Origin of the sequence: Tardiphaga sp. OK246, from assembly GCF_900188215.1 — a bacterium.
GTDB lineage: Bacteria > Pseudomonadota > Alphaproteobacteria > Rhizobiales > Xanthobacteraceae > Tardiphaga > Tardiphaga robiniae.
Window position 1 is genome coordinate 262,795 of record NZ_FZOX01000003.1, and the last position, 15,869, is coordinate 278,663.

The following is a 15,869-nucleotide window of genomic DNA, read 5'->3' on the forward strand; positions in this document are numbered from 1 at the left end:
ATGACGAATTCTAGTTTCCCGCGGCAGCACTCGCGTGCAGCACCGGACGATAGCCGGCGCGAAATGCATTCAGCGTCGATGGTGGCGTCAGCAGCTGCGCGTCGACGAGTTCGACATCCGCCGCGCGATAGCCCGCAAACGACCACTGCAGCGCCTGCCCCTGCGCGACCAGATAGCTCTCACCACCCGCCTGCACCATCGCCCCATCCGGCAATGCCTCGATAGGCCCATCCACCGGATGCAATCGCTTCTTCCTGTTATCCAGCCGCTCCCGATGCAGCACCGCATCGATCTCCGTCGCCCGCACACGCGTAACGCCGTTGCCCTCCTCCCACGCCGCGCGAAAGCGGTTGGCATCGTCGCGGCGGCAATAGAAGCATGGGCGGTGACCGGCGGCGAAGGATGTGGCCTCGTCGAGGAAGAACAGCTCGGTCCAGCTGCGCGTCGCCATGACATCGCGGCGCCGGCCGCGAAATTCGCAGACACAGGTGATCCAGGCCGGGTTCGACCAACGCCTGTTCAGGAGTGTTTTGGTCGAAGGATCATGGACGATGCCACGATTGCCGGTGAACGTTCCGCGCTCCGGTGTCGCCACGATATCGCCTGACGGCGTGACACGATTTTGCAGCGGCATATCCCTGTCCTCTCCACGTCATTGCGAGCGCAGCGAAGCAATCCAGAAGCAACAAGCCAAGACTGGATTGCTTCGTCGCAAGTGCCCCTCGCAATGACGGCTGAAGAGCTGGTGCCCTAGCCTGCGCCTTCGCGCATCGGCGGCTGGAACGACAGGCCGAGATCCCACGGAAAGAAGATCCATGTGTCCTGCGACACTTCGGTGATGTACGTATCCACCAGCGGCCGGCCCATGGGCTTGGCATAGACAGTCGCAAAGTGCGCTTTCGGCAGCATGTCGCGAACGATGCGCGCCGTCTTGCCGGTATCGACGAGGTCGTCGATGATCAAGAGGCCCTTGCCGTCGCCGCCGCCGAGTTTCAACGCATCGGCCGAGAGCCCCTTCAGTACCTGCAACTCGCCGCGCTTGTTGTGCTCATAGCTGGCGATGCACACCGTATCGATGACGCGGACGCCGAGTTCGCGCGCCACGATCGCTGCCGGCACGAGACCGCCGCGGGTGATGGCGATGATCGCGTGAAATGGACCGGCGCTGTTCAGCCGCCAGGTCAGTGCGCGGCAGTCGCGATGGAATTGATCCCAAGACACCGGGAATGCCTTGCCGGCGCGCTCCTCAGCACTCAATTCCGGATGATCGGCCATGTTCGTCTCCTCACATCGGTCGCCCTCAGGCGGCCGGACTTATGTTGATCCACTCGTTAGTTCACTCTTGATTTCACTTGGGCGCGTTGATTGTCGCCAACATCGCCTTGACGGCCTCCATTGCCGCATTGAGCTTATCCTGATCGCGCGAACGCACCACCAGATTGGTGTTCGGCTTGCCCTGTTCGTCCATGAACGGATAGCTGCCGATGATCGTATCCGGATGCGCCTTCGCGATATCGCGTAGCGGACCGCCGACATCACCTTCACGCGCATTGGCCTTCACTGTGTCGGACAGCATGCGTACGCCGGACTTCAGCTTTGGCGCGACGATGTCCATCATCGCCTGCATGATCGTCGGCACGCCGGCCATCACGATCACATTGTCGATCTTGAAGCCGGGCGCCAGGATGGTCGCGCTCTGGATCAGGTCGGCGCCGTCGGGGATGCGTGCCATCCGCAGTCGGGCTTCGTTCAGGTCGGCGCCGAAGCGCTCCTGGAAGCGCGCGACCACTTCGGGATGGTGATCGATCTTGACGCCGAACGCCTTGGCTACCGCATCCGCTGTGATGTCATCGTGGGTGGGGCCGATGCCGCCAGTGGTAAAAACGTAGGTGTAGCGTTTACGCAGCGCATCGAGTGCCGCGACGATATCCGGCTCATCATCGGAGACGACGCGGACTTCCTTGAGATCGATGCCGATATTGGTGAGGTACTCGGCAATGAAGCCGATGTTCTTGTCCTTGGTCCGACCTGACAGAATCTCGTCGCCGATCACCAGGATGCCCGCGGTCACAATCTCGGTCATTTGTCGTTCCTCACCATTCCCGGGACCATGCGCAGGCAAAGTCCTGATGTCACGGGGTTTTGCTGCCGAAACGAGCAGCGTCCAGCCGTTTTTTCAGGCAGCTTTACACGCATCTCATACGAATTGCTCTTGTTGAATGCATATCGTGCTGGCCCGCCCCTTGCTACCATCCCTTTCAGTCGTGCAATCTCCGTACGGCCTCGAAACAACAGTCAGGGTACATGGCAGTCGCGTTCGACGAAATGAACGGGCCCCAAGGCGAACTCCGCCCGGCCTATGAAGAACTCTCCCGCTGGCTCAAGGAGACGCCTCCGGACGCTTTGGAACATCGCCGCCAGGAAGCGGAGTTGCTGTTCCGCCGGATCGGCATCACCTTCGCGGTTTACGGCGACTCCGAATCCACCGAACGGCTGATCCCCTTTGACGTCATTCCGCGGATCATTTCCGGCAAGGAATGGACCCTGCTGGAAAAGGGCCTGAAGCAGCGCACCCGCGCCATCAACATGTTCCTCAAGGACATCTATCATGGCCGTGAAATTCTCCGCGCCGGCCTGATCCCCGATGACCTGATCTTCCAGAACCCGGTGTTCCGTCCGGAGATGAACGGCCAGGACGTCCCGCACGACGTCTATGTCCACATCGCCGGCATCGATATCGTCCGCACCAATCCGGATGAATTCTTCGTTCTCGAAGACAATGCCCGCACGCCTTCCGGTGTCTCCTACATGCTGGAGAACCGCGAGATCATGATGCGGCTTTTCCCCGACCTGTTCGCGCGACATCGCGTCGCGCCGGTCGAGAAATATCCAGACGAGCTGCTGTCCTGCCTGCGCTCCGTCGCACCGCGCTCGGCCTCGACGGAACCGACCGTCGCACTGATGACACCCGGCGTCTACAACTCGGCCTATTACGAACACTCGTTCCTGGCCGACAAGCTCGGCGTCGAACTGGTCGAGGGCCGCGACCTCATCGTCAAGAACGATGAAGTCTTCATGCGCACCACCGAAGGCCTCAAACGCGTCGACGTGATCTATCGCCGCGTCGATGACGATTTCCTCGATCCCCTCACCTTCCGCCCGGATTCAGCGCTCGGCGTCCCCGGCCTGATGTCCGCCTATATGGCCGGCAACGTTACACTGGCCAATGCGGTCGGCACCGGTATCGCCGATGACAAGGCGATCTACAGCTACATGCCGGAAGTGGTGAAGTTCTATCTCGGCGAAGAGCCGATCCTGAAGAATGTGCCGACCTGGCGCTGTCGCGAACCTGGCGATCTCGCTTATGTGCTCGATCACTTAAGCGAACTCGTCGTCAAGGAAGTCCACGGCTCCGGCGGCTACGGCATGCTGATCGGCCCTGCTGCTACAAAAGCAACGATTGAAGCTTTCCGCGACAAGCTGAAGCGCGAGCCGGAAGGCTTCATCGCCCAGCCGACGCTGGCGCTGTCGACCTGCCCGACCTGCACCGAGTCAGGCCTCGCGCCGCGGCACGTCGATCTTCGCCCCTTCGTGCTCACCGGCAGCAAGAACGTCTCCATCGTCGCAGGCGGTCTGACCCGCGTCGCGCTGAAGGAAGGCTCGCTGGTGGTGAATTCCAGCCAGGGCGGCGGCACCAAGGATACATGGATACTGGATGAGTAATTTAGGTTTGATAGCATTACTGACCACCACCGCCGGTGCGCTCCCCTCCCCCTTGCGGGGAGGGGTCGGGGGTGGGGGTCCACAATTGACGTCGTCCCGTGTTGTTACCCCCCTCCCCAACCCTCCCCCGCAAGGGGGGAGGGAGAAGAGCTGAGCATGCTGTCGCGCACCGCCGAGAACCTTTACTGGCTAGCCCGCTATGTCGAACGCGCCGAATATCTCGCGCGCACGATCGAGGCGACACTGCGCGTCACCGCGCTGCCGAATACCTATATCGGCCAGACCAACGAATGGGACTCGGCACTCCTGACCGCAGGTGTCAGCGCGGCCTTTTACGAGATCTATGAGGAAGCCAACGAGACCAATGTCGTCGAATATCTCTCGTTCTCGACGGCCAATCCCTCCTCGATCCGCAATTGCATCGAAGCCGCACGCCTGAACTCGCGCTCGGTCCGCACCGCGCTGACCGGCGAGATGTGGGACACCATCAACAGTGCGTGGCTGGAGCTGCAATCCGCCTGGAGCGGCGGTGCCAAGACACGCGAGCAGCTGGCGAATTTCCTGCGCTTTGTGCAGGAGACATCGCTGCGCTTCGACGGCTCAGCCTACCGCACCATGCTGCGCAACGATGCCTACTGGTTCTCGCGGCTCGGCCTGCATCTGGAACGCGCCGACAACACCGCGCGCATTCTCGATGTGAAATATCATCTGCTGCTGCCCGAAGACGAACATGTCGGCGGCCCGCTCGACTACTATCAGTGGACCTCGATCCTGCGTTCGGTCTCCGCACTGACGGCCTATCACTGGGTCTATCGCGAGACGCTGAAGCCCTGGCTGATCGCGGATCTGCTGATCCTCAATGACACGCTGCCGCGCTCGCTGGCGAGCTGCTACGGCAATCTGGTCCGCAATCTCGACCAGATCGGCGTATCCTATGGCCGTCAGGGCGCCGCGCAGCGCCACGCCCGCGGCGTCCGAAACCGCCTCGAACACAGCAACATGCAGGATATTTTCCAGCATGGGTTGCATGAATTCATCCAGGAATTCATTGCAGATAACAGCCGTCTGGGCGACATCATTGCCAAACAATACCTGATTTGAGCTAGCGTCCCGGCTCATCTGCAGATTCGGACACGTTGCCATGCGCCTGCGTATCGCCCATTCGACCACCTATCGCTACGAGCCGCCGGCTTCGGGCGTGATCCAGATTTTGCGGATGACGCCGGGCAGCCATGACGGCCAGTATGTCGCCGAGTGGCAGATCGATGTCTCCACGGATTCGCGTCTGGATTTGCATGAGGACGCATTCGGCAATGTCACCCATGTGCTGACCCATGGGCCGATCGCCGACCTCACCGTGACCGTCGAAGGCCTGATCGACACCCAGGACACCGGAGGCGTGCTGAAGGGCACCGATGAGCGCTTTCCGCCAAGCTTCTTCCTGCGCCAGACCGATCTCACCGACCTCAGCGCAGCGATGCAGACCTTTGCCAAGGATCTGTCACCAAACGCGGAGACCGACGTACTCGGCTTCCTGCACGCGTTGATGATGGCCATCAACGAGCACATGACCTTCGACGTCGATCCGACCAGCACCGGCACTTCGGCCAGCGAGGCCTTCATCGGCAAGCGTGGCGTCTGCCAGGATTACGCGCATATCTTCATCGCCTGTGCCCGCTCGGCCGGCGTCCCTGCCCGCTTCGTCTCCGGCCATTTCTGGCGTGCCGATGGCGAGACCAACCAGCAGGCCGGCCATGCCTGGGCCGAGGCCTACGTGCCGGATCTCGGCTGGGTCGGCTTCGACCCCGCCAATGCCATCTGCACCACCGACGCCCATGCCCGCGTTGCCATCGGCCTGGATTACCTCGGCGCAGCCCCCGTCCGCGGCACCCGCTATGGCGGCGGCACGGAAACCCTGACCGTCGCCGTCAAGGTCGATCAGGCCAATGGCCGCGGCCAGTCCCAATCGCAGAGCCAGTCCTGAACAACCTCAAACTGGTTTTCCGAGGTTGCCCGGTCGATACCCACCGCGTAAGACGCTTCCCTGACCAAGGGACCGACGATGACCTATTGCTGCGGAATTCTCGTCAATGACGGCCTGGTGATGATCGCGGACACGCGCACCAATGCCGGGCTCGACAACATTTCGACCTTCCGCAAGCTGCACATCTTCAACCAGCCCGGCGACCGCATCATGGCGGTGGCCTCCGCGGGCAATCTGGCCATCAGCCAGTCGGTGCTCTCCACCCTGAGCGAGGGCCTCGAGAACCCGACCACCGGCGAGCTGGAGACCCTGCTGAACGCGCCCACGATGTTTCAGGCTGCGCAGCGCATCGGCCGCGCCATCCGGCACGTCAACGCCACCGAGGGCAAGGCGCTGGAGGCCGAGGATATCAATTTCGACGTCTCGTTCCTGTTCGGCGGCCAGATCAAGGGCGCCAAGATGCGGCTGTTCATGATCTACCCGGCCGGCAATTTCATCGAATGCACGGTGGACACGCCCTATCTGCAGATCGGAGAGCACAAATACGGCAAGCCGGTGCTCGACCGCGCAATGCATTACGACGTCGAACTCTATGAGGCACTCAAGACCGGCCTGATCTCGATGGACTCGACCATGCGCTCCAATATCGGCGTCGGTCTCCCGATCGATGTGCTGGTGGTGCGTACCGATGTCTGCGACGCCGATCTCAATCACCGTATTGAAGCCGGCGAGCCCTATTTTCACGACCTGCGCTCGCGCTGGTCGGCAGCACTGCGCGCGGCCCATCAAAACATTCCGCGCCCGCCCTACAAGAAAGACAATTGAGCGCGGCCGCGATGACCGCAGCCCCGATGAAATGGCGCATCATGACGGAGGCCGACCTGCCGTCCGTCCTCGCCATCGCCGATGCCGTTCATCCGGATTTCCCCGAAGATGAGGTCGTGTTCGCGAACCGCCTGGCGCTCGATCCAAACGGTTGCGCCGTGCTCGAGGCCCAGGACGGGATCAAGGGTTATCTCGTCAGCCATCCCTGGCAATTCAGGGAGCCGCCGTCGCTGAACAGCCTGCTGACAATGCCCGCTGCGCCGTCGACCTTCTACATTCACGATCTCGCATTGCTGCCCGAAACCCGCAGATCCGGCGCGGCGACTGTGGCCGTCGATATGATGGCGGCACGCGCCAGGCTGATGCAACTGCCCAACATGACGCTTGTTGCCGTCAACAATTCAGTTCATTTTTGGCAGCGACACGATTTCACCATCATGCGCGATTCCGAATTGGATCAGAAACTGCAAAGCTACGGCGACAACGCACGTTTCATGGTCCGGGACCTCACTCAAAAAGACCTCTCGTAAAAAGAAACAGGGACGAAACAGATGACCAACAAGATCGCACTTGTGACCGGAGCTGGCACCGGCGTCGGCCGTGCCGCATCGCTTGCGCTGATGAATGCCGGTTTCACCGTCGTGCTCGCCGGTCGCCGGCTCGAACTGCTGCAAGAGACCCAGAAGCTCGGCGCGGCCAATGGCGGCAAGAGCCTCCCCGTGAGCGCCGACATGGCCGACCCCGCCTCCATCGCCGCGCTGTTCGCAAGGATCATGCAGGAATTCGGCCGGCTCGACGTGCTGTTCAACAATGCCGGCATGGGCGCGCCCGCGCTTCCGTTCGAAGACCTCGGCCTCGAACAGTGGCAGGCTGTGGTGAACACCAATCTCACCGCGCCGTTCCTGTGCACGCAGCACGCCTTCCGCATCATGAAGGATCAGACGCCCCGCGGCGGCCGCATCATCAATAACGGCTCGATCTCAGCGCATGCGCCGCGCCCGTTCTCCGCCGCCTATACCTCGACCAAACACGCCATCACCGGCTTGACCAAGGCCAGCAATCTCGACGGCCGCGCCTATGACATCGCCGTCGGCCAGGTGGATATCGGCAATGCCGCCACACCGATGACCGACCGCATGGTCAACGGCCCCGGCGTGCTGCAGCCCGACGGTACCTCGAAGCAGGAGCCGCGCATGGACGCCAAAGCCGTCGGCGACGCTGTCGCCTATATGGCCGGCCTGCCGCTCGACGCCAATGTGCTGACCATGACGGTCATGGCGACGAAGATGCCGTTCGTCGGACGCGGCTAAAACGTAATCCGCCTCAGCGGCATTGCGATTGCATGACATGGGAAGCCGCGGCATCATCGCCGCGGTTTCGGGGGATTTATGCTTCAGCTACAATCGGCGTTCGGCGTCATCGCACTTTTGGGGATCGCCTGGGCGCTCGGTGAAAACCGCAGCAGGGTGTCGCTGAGACAGGCCGCGATCGGTCTCGCATTGACGATCGTCGCTGCCGTGATCCTGCTGAAGCTTCCCGTCGTGACGCACGCCTTCAGCAGCATCAACGATGCCGTCAACACCATCGCCGCAGCGTCGCGCGCCGGCACCTCCTTCGTGTTCGGTTATCTCGGCGGTGGCGCATTGCCGTTCGATCTCAAGAATCCCGGCGCGGATTTCGTGCTCGCGCTGCAGGCACTCCCCGTGGTGCTGGTCATCAGCGTGCTGACCAGCCTGCTCTTCTACTGGCGTATCCTGCCGCCGATCGTGCGCGGCATGGCGTGGCTGCTCGAACGCACACTCGGCATCGGCGGCGCGGTCGGGCTGTCAACGGCCGCGAACATCTTTCTGGGCATGGTCGAGGCCCCGCTGTTTATTCGCCCGTACCTCGCACAGCTCACGCGCAGCGAACTGTTTCTGGTGATGACGGGTGGCATGGCGGGGATCGCCGGTACCGTGCTGGTGCTCTACGCCACTTTCATGGCGCCACTGATCCCCGATGCGTCGACGCATTTCGTGATTGCTTCCGTGCTCTCGGCGCCAGCTGCGATCCTTGTCAGCCTGATCATGGTGCCTGAGACGGAGGATCGTCGCACCGGCGGCTTGCTCGCCAATCCGGACGCATCGGCCACGAGCACGATAGATGCGATCGTCAAGGGCACGAGTGCAGGCATGGAACTGCTCGTCAACATCATCGCCCTGCTGCTGGTCTTCGTGGCGCTGATGTATCTCATGAACGCGATCCTCATGATGATGCCGACCGTGGGAGGCAACACGCTGTCCGTGCAGCGCATGCTGGGTTACGTGATGGCACCGGTGTGCTGGCTGATGGGCCTGCCGTGGGACCAGGCGCTGACCGCAGGCTCGCTGATGGGCGTCAAGACGATCCTCAACGAGTTGATCGCCTATGTTCAATTGGCGAAGCTCGGTCCCGATGCGCTGGATGCACGCTCGCGCCTCATCATGCTTTATGCGCTGTGCGGATTTGCAAATTTTGCCAGCCTCGGAATTATGATCGGAGGCATGGGCACGATGGCGCCGGAGCGTCGTAACGAAATCAACGCGCTCGGTGTGAAGTCGATCGTCTCGGGGACGCTGACGACCTGCCTGATGGGCGCGATCGTCGGCATGCTCACCTGAGACACGCCGCCAGCGCCGGTCAGCCGATCGTCCGCTGCAGCAGATCGAGCCAGTTGCCCGCGCCGAGCTTGCCGAGCAGCGTCTCGGAATAGCCCTTGGCGCCCAAGGCCACGAACAGCACCTGCAGGCCCGCGGCGGAGTCGATGGCCTCGGGCACCACCGCGCCGTCGAATCCGATCCCAGCCCGACATGATCCTCGCCCAGCTTCTCCAGCAGATAGTCGATCTGCTGCACCATCAGCTCGATGCCGGTGTCGGGCCGCATGCTGCCGTCGGGGCGCAGGAAGCAGGTCGCGAAATTCAGGCCGACCATGCCGCCGGTGTCGCGGATCGCGGCGAGCTGCCTGTCGGTGAGATTGCGCGGCGACGGGCACAGCGCATGGGCATTGGAATGGGTCGCCACCAGCGGCGCCTTCGACAGCCGCGCCACATCCCAAAAACCCTTCTCGGTGATGTGCGACAGGTCGACCAGAATCTTCAGGTCATTGCAGGCGCCGATCAACCGCTCGCCGGCCGCGGTGAGACCGTCGCCGAGATCCGGCCCGGACGGGAAGTGAAACGGCACGCCATGGCCGAAGATGTTGGTCCGGCTCCACACCGGCCCGATCGACCGCAACCCCGCCGCATAGAGAACGTCGAGGAATCTGAGCTCGGCGTCGATGGCCTCCGCGCCTTCCAGATGGACCACCACGGCCAGCGCCTTGCGCTCAATGGCGGACCGGATTTCGGCGGTGGTGGTGCAGATCGCCACCGCGCCTGCGGAAGCGCGTTCGAGCTGCAGCAGGATGGCCAGTTCGGCGACGACGGAATTGCGCGCCTCGTCCATCGTCAGCGGCTCGGGGAGCGGCACGGCGTAGCGTCCGCCCGTCATCTGAGCCATGAATCCCGATGACGCCTGAGCTGCCGGCGAATACAGCGCGAACAGCCCGCCGACGAATGCGCCGGCCTTCGCCTTCGGCAGGTCGATGTGACCGGCGGCTTCCCCGGTCAGGAAGTCGGATACCGGATCGTGCGATTGCGATTTGTACAGCCGCAGCAGCACATCGTTGTGACCGTCGAAAACCGGAACGGATGCAGTCATGAGATACTCGTTGAGGGCCAGGGCAGCGACGGGCTCAGCATAGCTGATTCAACGCCACTGCGACGCGCGAACAAGGCACGCGTCGCATTTCCGCACGCGAACTACCGGACTTCCACCGTCTTGAACTCCGCCGGAAGGATCACTTCCAGCAGTTCGCAATTGTCGGAGTAATCACGGATCAGATGCCTGATGCGTGGCGGCTGGGTCCAGCATGACCCCTGACGCATGGTCATCTCGCCCTCGCCTTCCATATAGGCCTTCACCCAGCCGTTCAGCACATAGACCAGCTGAAACTCGGCATCGTGATAGTGAAGCTTGGAGACCTCTTTCGGATCGCAAGGTCCGATCAGCCGGATGACATGCGCATGCGCCAAACCGCCGGTCGCAGCGGCAACGCCGAGATCGCGATACTTTGCGTAGGCACGCAGGCCGTCGCCGAGAAATGCTTCTTCCTGATAGTGACTGATCGCGACGCGCTGCTTGCGGCGCTGGCCGGGTTTCGCCGCGGCCTTGGCGACAGCTTTTGTACTCGCCTTGGCCGGCTTGCTAACCGCGAACTTCTTTGCTGCTTTCGCTACCGCCCGTGTTGCAGGCTTCTTCGTCGCAGCCGTTTTCGCCGCGCTCTTTGACGTTCGCTTCAGCTTCGCCATGTCGTGTTTCCCACCCGGCGCAATGCCAAACAAACGGCCAGCGCGTCCGGGAACCTAGCTGTAGTTCAGCACAGCGGCAATTCATCCGGCGCGTTGAGAGGCGCGGACTAGTGCAACCGGAAGACGCCATCCACGGCACGAAGCTCGGCCGGCTTGATCAGTTTCGAATGCGCGACGGTGACCGCAAAGAGCGGGCCATCGAGCTTCTCCTGCCAGAAATCCAGGAAATCCTTCAGCGCGGGGAACTTCGGAAACAAATCATAGTTCTGCCAGACGTAGGTCTGCAGCAGCGAGGGGTGATCGGGCATGCGGTAGAGAATCTGCGCCGTCGTCAGTCCGTAGCCAAGCACCTGCTTCCTGAAATCGTCAGAAACTGCATTTCTCGAGACCATGTTCAACCTCCATGGACAGAGCGCATTCGGCTAAGTGGATTCCGGTTTGACGTCGAACTTCGCTCTGCTCTCCTGTGACCGTGCTGACTGCAGCGAACCGGCTTCCACTTCGCCCATGACAACACGATGCATGAAATGTGACGCAAGCAACGTCCTCATCACAAGCTTAAAAGTTTAATAATGGGTTGAAAGCCGAATGTTAGCAGCCACTTACCGTGGATGCTAACGGATTCGAGAACCGGTATCGGAGGGTCTTAACCAATTCTGGCACCCGTCATATTTGAGTGCCAAAATATTTGGTAAAGACCCTTGCCGGTGGGGAACGTTCGGCCTATGTCCGGACCAGCTGCGCTGGCACTTGTTGGCTCAGACTGCCAATTTAAATTTCTCAAGCATCTACAGAAACTTAGGAGGACTGCATGAAATTCCGTCCGCTTCACGATCGCGTTGTGGTCAAGCGTATCGACGCCGAAGAGAAGTCCGCTGGCGGCATCATCATTCCGGATAGCGCCAAAGAGAAGCCCTCCCAGGGCGAGATCGTCTCCGTCGGCCCGGGCGGCCGCGACGAAGCCGGCAAGCTGATCCCGATCGATCTGAAGGTCGGCGAGCGCGTGCTGTTCGGCAAGTGGTCGGGCACCGAGGTCAAGATCGATGGTCAGGACCTGCTGATCATGAAGGAAAGCGACATCATGGGCGTCCTCGAAGGTGCCGCTCCCGCCAAGAAGAAGGCCGCTTAAGCGCCTTTTCCCCACCCATCCTGATTTTCAAGGAAGCAAAACATGTCAGCTAAAGAAGTGAAATTCGGCGTTGATGCCCGCGACAAGATGCTGCGCGGCGTCGACATTCTCGCCAACGCCGTGAAGGTGACGCTCGGTCCGAAGGGCCGCAACGTCGTGATCGACAAGTCGTTCGGCGCGCCCCGCATCACCAAGGACGGCGTCACCGTCGCCAAGGAAATCGAGCTCGACGACAAGTTCGAGAACATGGGCGCCCAGATGGTGCGCGAAGTGGCCTCGAAGTCGGCCGACGCAGCCGGCGACGGCACCACCACTGCTACCGTGCTCGCCCAGGCGATCGTCCGTGAAGGCGCCAAGTCGGTTGCTGCCGGCATGAACCCGATGGATCTGAAGCGCGGCATCGACCTGGCTGTGGAAGCCGTGGTTGCTGACCTCGTCAAGAACTCCAAGAAGGTCACCTCGAACGACGAAATCGCTCAGGTCGGCACCATCTCGGCGAACGGCGACGCAGAAATCGGCAAATTCCTCGCCGACGCGATGAAGAAGGTCGGCAACGAGGGCGTCATCACGGTTGAAGAAGCCAAGTCGCTCGAAACCGAACTCGACGTCGTCGAAGGCATGCAGTTCGACCGCGGCTACATCTCGCCCTACTTCGTCACCAACGCCGACAAGATGCGCGTTGAATTCGACGACGCCTACATCCTGATCAACGAGAAGAAGCTCTCCTCGCTGAACGAGATGCTGCCGCTGCTCGAAGCTGTCGTGCAGACCGGCAAGCCGCTCGTCATCGTCGCGGAAGACGTCGAAGGCGAAGCTCTCGCCACCCTCGTCGTCAACCGTCTGCGTGGCGGCCTCAAGGTTGCTGCCGTCAAGGCACCGGGCTTCGGCGATCGCCGCAAGGCCATGCTGCAGGACATCGCGATCCTGACCGGCGGCCAGGCGATCTCGGAAGATCTCGGCATCAAGCTCGAGAACGTCACGCTCGCCATGCTCGGCCGCGCCAAGAAGGTGATGATCGACAAGGAAAACTCCACCATCGTCAACGGCGCCGGCAAGAAGGCCGACATCGAAGCACGCGTGGCGCAGATCAAGGCGCAGATCGAAGAAACCACTTCGGACTACGACCGTGAGAAGCTGCAGGAGCGTCTCGCCAAGCTGGCTGGCGGCGTTGCCGTCATCCGCGTCGGCGGCGCGACCGAAGTCGAAGTGAAGGAGCGCAAGGACCGCGTTGATGACGCGATGCATGCGACCCGCGCTGCGGTTGAAGAAGGCATCGTCCCCGGCGGCGGCGTCGCTCTGCTCCGCGCTTCGGAACAGCTGAAGAAGATCAAGACCGCGAACGACGACCAGAAGACCGGCGTCGAGATCGTCCGCAAGGCCCTGTCGGCTCCGGCTCGCCAGATCGCCATCAACGCAGGCGAAGACGGTTCGGTCATCGTCGGCAAGGTCCTCGAGACCGCGACCTACAGCTACGGCTTCGACTCGCAGACCGGCACCTACGGCGACATGCTCAAGAAGGGCATTATCGATCCGACCAAGGTTGTCCGTGCAGCGATCCAGAACGCAGCTTCGGTTGCCGGCCTGCTGATCACCACGGAAGCCATGGTTGCCGAACTGCCCAAGAAGGGCGGCGCAGGCGGCGGCGGCATGCCTCCGGGCGGCGGCATGGGCGGCATGGACTTCTAAGTCCAACGCTTCAAGCAACTATCAGAATGCAGAACCCCGGCAGCGATGCCGGGGTTTTTGTTTAGGGCTGGTCATCGCAGACAATCGCGGAAGCCATTGCGGGTTGCGTGGCTACGGATCGTCTACTTGGTGGAAGCATCAGGGAAATAATCATGCGCATACTCATCGCTCTTTCTTTCATCGGCCTCAGCACCGCCGCGCATTCAGCTGCACGCAGCGTCTTTGAGAGTGCCAAGCACGTGTATGCGGTGATGGATTTGCGACAGAATCTTTTGAGTGAATGCGCAAAACAGGATCCGGCGAACACGGGCAAATACAACGCCGAGACTACCCGCTACCGACAGCGGACCAAGGTGCTGAGCGAAAAGGTGCGACAGCTTATCGTCGCCGAAGTGCCATCGACTCCGCCGGAGCAGAGCATAGGGGTCATCGCAAAATGGTCGGAAAGTGAATCGCGGCGCAATCTGAATTTTCAGCTTCAGCCGCAGCACCGTGCGCAATTCATGCAGAAATGCAGCTACATCATCGATCCCGATAACCGCCCGCGATCCAACGCCGCCAAGGCGCAGCACAACCAGATCATGGGTCTTCCCGAGGATGAATGGCCAGCCGATGTCCGCGTGATTAACGCATGGAAGCCATAGCGACCGCATCCCTTGGGCAACGCTTGCTGTGTGTTCTGTGCAGACGACAAAAGTCGTAGCACCAATCACCGATTTCTCATCGCAGCGCTATGTGTCCCGCCGCACTGTCATATGCCGTGGACCTGTCTGCACCATGCGCACGGTTGTCCGTCACGGGCCAATGGGCCGCTGCGTCGTGACCAAGACGCGGGTCTACCGTTAAGACGCGATCTCCGTCCGCAGTCTGAGGACTTCAGCTCGATCATGGCATTCAAAGCCTGGCAGTGATGCCGGGCATTTTTGTTGGCTGCGTCAGGCAACTGCCGCCGCGGACGGCTCGACGGAGCACGCCAGGATCGCCATCAACAGCCCGGGAAACCGCGCTTCGATATCGGCCGCCCGCACTGCGTTTTGATGCTCGACGCCCTTTTTGCTGGTCTGGATCAGGCCGGCCTCGCGCAACACGCGAAAATGGTTCGACAAAGTGGACTTGGCGATGGTCGGACATGGCGACGCCGCCGTGCAGGACAGGCAACCGCTCTCCTGCAGCAAGCCCCGGACGATCTGCAGCCGAATGGGATCAGCCAGCGCCGAGAGCACGCCGGCCAGCGTGATGTCCTTGGTCGCGGGGTGAACGAACTGAACCATAAAAAAGATATAGACGCCCCCTTGCGCTGGTTCAATAGTCCCATACTTCCGAACTATTGAAGCATCCAAGAGGGATCACGACCATGACCAAGACATTCGAAGGCAAAGTTGCGCTGGTGACCGGCGGCTCCAAGGGCATCGGCGCTGAAATCGCTATTCAGCTCGCCGCCGAGGGCGCTGCCGTCGCCGTCAATTACGCATCCAGCAAGAAAGGCGCCGACGAGGTCGTCGCGAAGATCACCGCCAAGGGCGGCAAGGCCATCGCGGTGCACGGCAATCTCGCCGAGCCGGACGGCGCCAAATCGGTGGTGGCCGAGACCGTCAAGGCGTTCGGGCCGATCGACGTTCTCGTCAACAATGCGGGCGTCTATGAATTCGCCCCTCTCGACAGCATTACGCCGGAGCACTTCCACAAACATTTCGATCTGAACGTGCTCGGGCTGCTGCTCGTCTCGCAGGAAGCGGCCAGACACTTCAACGCCAACGGCGGCAGCATCGTCAACATCTCATCGGGCGTCTCTACGATTACCCCACCGGGCTCGGCGGTCTACACCGCGACCAAGGCGTCGGTCGATGCGATCACGTCGGTGCTGGCGAAGGAGCTCGCGCCGCGCAAGATCCGCGTCAACGCCGTCAATCCTGGCATGATCGCGACCGAGGGCGTGGTGTCAGCCGGATTCCATGAAGGCGACATGCGCAAGTGGATCGAATCCGCCACGCCGATGGGCCGCATCGGCAAGGTCGAGGAAATAGCTTCCGTCGTCGCATTCCTCGCTTCTGATGCTGCATCTTACGTGACGGGCGAAACACTGCACGCCACCGGCGGCTTCAGGTAACCCACGCGCTCTGCTCAACAGTCTATCCGACATAGGCCAAGGGCGG

The 15,869-nt window shown here is 61.5% G+C and carries 18 protein-coding genes and 1 pseudogene; 11 read left to right on the forward strand and 8 right to left on the reverse strand.

The genetic code is table 11. The features are described from left to right. Window positions 1–10: 10 nt before the first annotated feature. The 3 genes from CHC01_RS14255 to CHC01_RS14265 form a co-directional block, all read right to left on the reverse strand. Window positions 11–634, reverse strand: coding sequence for a hypothetical protein (locus CHC01_RS14255; protein WP_089264952.1), 624 nt, complete (start codon window positions 632–634; stop codon window positions 11–13). Window positions 635–750: 116 nt separating this feature from the next. Next, window positions 751–1,275, reverse strand: a complete 525-nt coding sequence (gene gpt / locus CHC01_RS14260) for a xanthine phosphoribosyltransferase (protein ID WP_068736116.1) — start codon at window positions 1,273–1,275, stop codon at window positions 751–753. Window positions 1,276–1,348: 73 nt separating this feature from the next. Next, the gene (locus CHC01_RS14265) at window positions 1,349–2,083 is read right to left on the reverse strand and encodes a competence/damage-inducible protein A (protein WP_089264953.1); all 735 of its coding nucleotides are present in this window, start codon (window positions 2,081–2,083) and stop codon (window positions 1,349–1,351) included. A gap of 221 nt (window positions 2,084–2,304) precedes the next feature. Between CHC01_RS14265 and CHC01_RS14270 the strand changes: the two genes are divergently transcribed. From CHC01_RS14270 to CHC01_RS14300, 7 genes are all read left to right on the forward strand, one after another. Further along, window positions 2,305–3,723 (forward strand): circularly permuted type 2 ATP-grasp protein, encoded by a 1,419-nt coding sequence (locus CHC01_RS14270; protein ID WP_089264954.1) that lies wholly within the window; start codon window positions 2,305–2,307, stop codon window positions 3,721–3,723. 156 nt (window positions 3,724–3,879) lie between these two features. Further along, window positions 3,880–4,824 (forward strand): alpha-E domain-containing protein, encoded by a 945-nt coding sequence (locus CHC01_RS14275; protein ID WP_068736110.1) that lies wholly within the window; start codon window positions 3,880–3,882, stop codon window positions 4,822–4,824. A 40-nt stretch (window positions 4,825–4,864) separates the two neighbouring features. Then, window positions 4,865–5,707, forward strand: a complete 843-nt coding sequence (locus CHC01_RS14280; RefSeq protein ID WP_089264955.1) for a transglutaminase family protein — start codon at window positions 4,865–4,867, stop codon at window positions 5,705–5,707. A 78-nt stretch (window positions 5,708–5,785) separates the two neighbouring features. Then, window positions 5,786–6,532 (forward strand): proteasome-type protease, encoded by a 747-nt coding sequence (locus CHC01_RS14285; protein ID WP_089264956.1) that lies wholly within the window; start codon window positions 5,786–5,788, stop codon window positions 6,530–6,532. Between the two features lie 11 nt (window positions 6,533–6,543). Further along, the gene (locus CHC01_RS14290) at window positions 6,544–7,062 is read left to right on the forward strand and encodes a GNAT family N-acetyltransferase (protein WP_089265657.1); all 519 of its coding nucleotides are present in this window, start codon (window positions 6,544–6,546) and stop codon (window positions 7,060–7,062) included. Between the two features lie 21 nt (window positions 7,063–7,083). Next, the gene (locus CHC01_RS14295; RefSeq protein ID WP_089264957.1) at window positions 7,084–7,842 is read left to right on the forward strand and encodes an SDR family oxidoreductase; all 759 of its coding nucleotides are present in this window, start codon (window positions 7,084–7,086) and stop codon (window positions 7,840–7,842) included. 78 nt (window positions 7,843–7,920) lie between these two features. Next, window positions 7,921–9,171 (forward strand): NupC/NupG family nucleoside CNT transporter, encoded by a 1,251-nt coding sequence (locus tag CHC01_RS14300; RefSeq protein WP_089264958.1) that lies wholly within the window; start codon window positions 7,921–7,923, stop codon window positions 9,169–9,171. Window positions 9,172–9,190: 19 nt separating this feature from the next. On the opposite strand, the gene CHC01_RS33395 is transcribed toward CHC01_RS14300, so the two are convergent. From CHC01_RS33395 to CHC01_RS14315, 4 genes and pseudogenes are all read right to left on the reverse strand, one after another. Continuing rightward, window positions 9,191–9,328, reverse strand: coding sequence for a hypothetical protein (locus CHC01_RS33395; protein WP_349636618.1), 138 nt, complete (start codon window positions 9,326–9,328; stop codon window positions 9,191–9,193). Between the two features lie 74 nt (window positions 9,329–9,402). Further along, window positions 9,403–10,251: pseudogene (locus CHC01_RS14305) on the reverse strand (dipeptidase); the annotation flags it as partial. A 101-nt stretch (window positions 10,252–10,352) separates the two neighbouring features. Further along, a complete protein-coding gene (locus tag CHC01_RS14310; protein WP_089264959.1) occupies window positions 10,353–10,901 on the reverse strand; it encodes a cupin domain-containing protein in 549 nt (182 codons plus the stop codon). 107 nt (window positions 10,902–11,008) lie between these two features. Next, window positions 11,009–11,293 (reverse strand): usg protein, encoded by a 285-nt coding sequence (locus tag CHC01_RS14315; protein WP_089265658.1) that lies wholly within the window; start codon window positions 11,291–11,293, stop codon window positions 11,009–11,011. Window positions 11,294–11,712: 419 nt separating this feature from the next. On the opposite strand from CHC01_RS14315, the gene CHC01_RS14320 reads away from it, so the two are divergent. The 3 genes from CHC01_RS14320 to CHC01_RS14330 all read left to right on the forward strand — a co-directional run bounded on the left by CHC01_RS14320 (window position 11,713) and on the right by CHC01_RS14330 (window position 14,360). After that, entirely contained in the window at window positions 11,713–12,030 is a 318-nt protein-coding gene (locus CHC01_RS14320; RefSeq protein ID WP_089264960.1) for a co-chaperone GroES, read from the forward strand. A 42-nt stretch (window positions 12,031–12,072) separates the two neighbouring features. Further along, window positions 12,073–13,716: a chaperonin GroEL gene (gene groL, locus CHC01_RS14325; RefSeq protein WP_089264961.1), complete on the forward strand. Its 1,644-nt coding sequence runs from the start codon at window positions 12,073–12,075 to the stop codon at window positions 13,714–13,716. Between the two features lie 152 nt (window positions 13,717–13,868). Next, window positions 13,869–14,360: a hypothetical protein gene (locus CHC01_RS14330; RefSeq protein ID WP_089264962.1), complete on the forward strand. Its 492-nt coding sequence runs from the start codon at window positions 13,869–13,871 to the stop codon at window positions 14,358–14,360. A 291-nt stretch (window positions 14,361–14,651) separates the two neighbouring features. On the opposite strand, the gene CHC01_RS14335 is transcribed toward CHC01_RS14330, so the two are convergent. Beyond that, entirely contained in the window at window positions 14,652–14,987 is a 336-nt protein-coding gene (locus CHC01_RS14335; RefSeq protein ID WP_089264963.1) for an ArsR/SmtB family transcription factor, read from the reverse strand. 83 nt (window positions 14,988–15,070) lie between these two features. Here CHC01_RS14335 and CHC01_RS14340 point away from each other — a divergent pair, with 83 nt between their 5' ends. Further along, window positions 15,071–15,823: an SDR family NAD(P)-dependent oxidoreductase gene (locus tag CHC01_RS14340; RefSeq protein ID WP_089264964.1), complete on the forward strand. Its 753-nt coding sequence runs from the start codon at window positions 15,071–15,073 to the stop codon at window positions 15,821–15,823. Window positions 15,824–15,869 lie beyond the last annotated feature (46 nt).

Excerpts from the sequence above, each read along its gene's own strand:
- CHC01_RS14255 (WP_089264952.1), bottom strand. The coding sequence starts at position 634 with ATGCCGCTGCAAAATCGTGTCACGCCGTCAGGCGATATCGTGGCGACA.
- gpt (WP_068736116.1), bottom strand. The coding sequence starts at position 1,275 with ATGGCCGATCATCCGGAATTGAGTGCTGAGGAGCGCGCCGGCAAGGCA.
- CHC01_RS14265 (WP_089264953.1), bottom strand. The coding sequence starts at position 2,083 with ATGACCGAGATTGTGACCGCGGGCATCCTGGTGATCGGCGACGAGATT.
- CHC01_RS14270 (WP_089264954.1), top strand. The coding sequence starts at position 2,305 with ATGGCAGTCGCGTTCGACGAAATGAACGGGCCCCAAGGCGAACTCCGC.
- CHC01_RS14275 (WP_068736110.1), top strand. The coding sequence starts at position 3,880 with ATGCTGTCGCGCACCGCCGAGAACCTTTACTGGCTAGCCCGCTATGTC.
- CHC01_RS14280 (WP_089264955.1), top strand. The coding sequence starts at position 4,865 with ATGCGCCTGCGTATCGCCCATTCGACCACCTATCGCTACGAGCCGCCG.
- CHC01_RS14285 (WP_089264956.1), top strand. The coding sequence starts at position 5,786 with ATGACCTATTGCTGCGGAATTCTCGTCAATGACGGCCTGGTGATGATC.
- CHC01_RS14290 (WP_089265657.1), top strand. The coding sequence starts at position 6,544 with ATGACCGCAGCCCCGATGAAATGGCGCATCATGACGGAGGCCGACCTG.
- CHC01_RS14295 (WP_089264957.1), top strand. The coding sequence starts at position 7,084 with ATGACCAACAAGATCGCACTTGTGACCGGAGCTGGCACCGGCGTCGGC.
- CHC01_RS14300 (WP_089264958.1), top strand. The coding sequence starts at position 7,921 with ATGCTTCAGCTACAATCGGCGTTCGGCGTCATCGCACTTTTGGGGATC.
- CHC01_RS14310 (WP_089264959.1), bottom strand. The coding sequence starts at position 10,901 with ATGGCGAAGCTGAAGCGAACGTCAAAGAGCGCGGCGAAAACGGCTGCG.
- CHC01_RS14315 (WP_089265658.1), bottom strand. The coding sequence starts at position 11,293 with ATGGTCTCGAGAAATGCAGTTTCTGACGATTTCAGGAAGCAGGTGCTT.
- CHC01_RS14320 (WP_089264960.1), top strand. The coding sequence starts at position 11,713 with ATGAAATTCCGTCCGCTTCACGATCGCGTTGTGGTCAAGCGTATCGAC.
- groL (WP_089264961.1), top strand. The coding sequence starts at position 12,073 with ATGTCAGCTAAAGAAGTGAAATTCGGCGTTGATGCCCGCGACAAGATG.
- CHC01_RS14330 (WP_089264962.1), top strand. The coding sequence starts at position 13,869 with ATGCGCATACTCATCGCTCTTTCTTTCATCGGCCTCAGCACCGCCGCG.
- CHC01_RS14335 (WP_089264963.1), bottom strand. The coding sequence starts at position 14,987 with ATGGTTCAGTTCGTTCACCCCGCGACCAAGGACATCACGCTGGCCGGC.
- CHC01_RS14340 (WP_089264964.1), top strand. The coding sequence starts at position 15,071 with ATGACCAAGACATTCGAAGGCAAAGTTGCGCTGGTGACCGGCGGCTCC.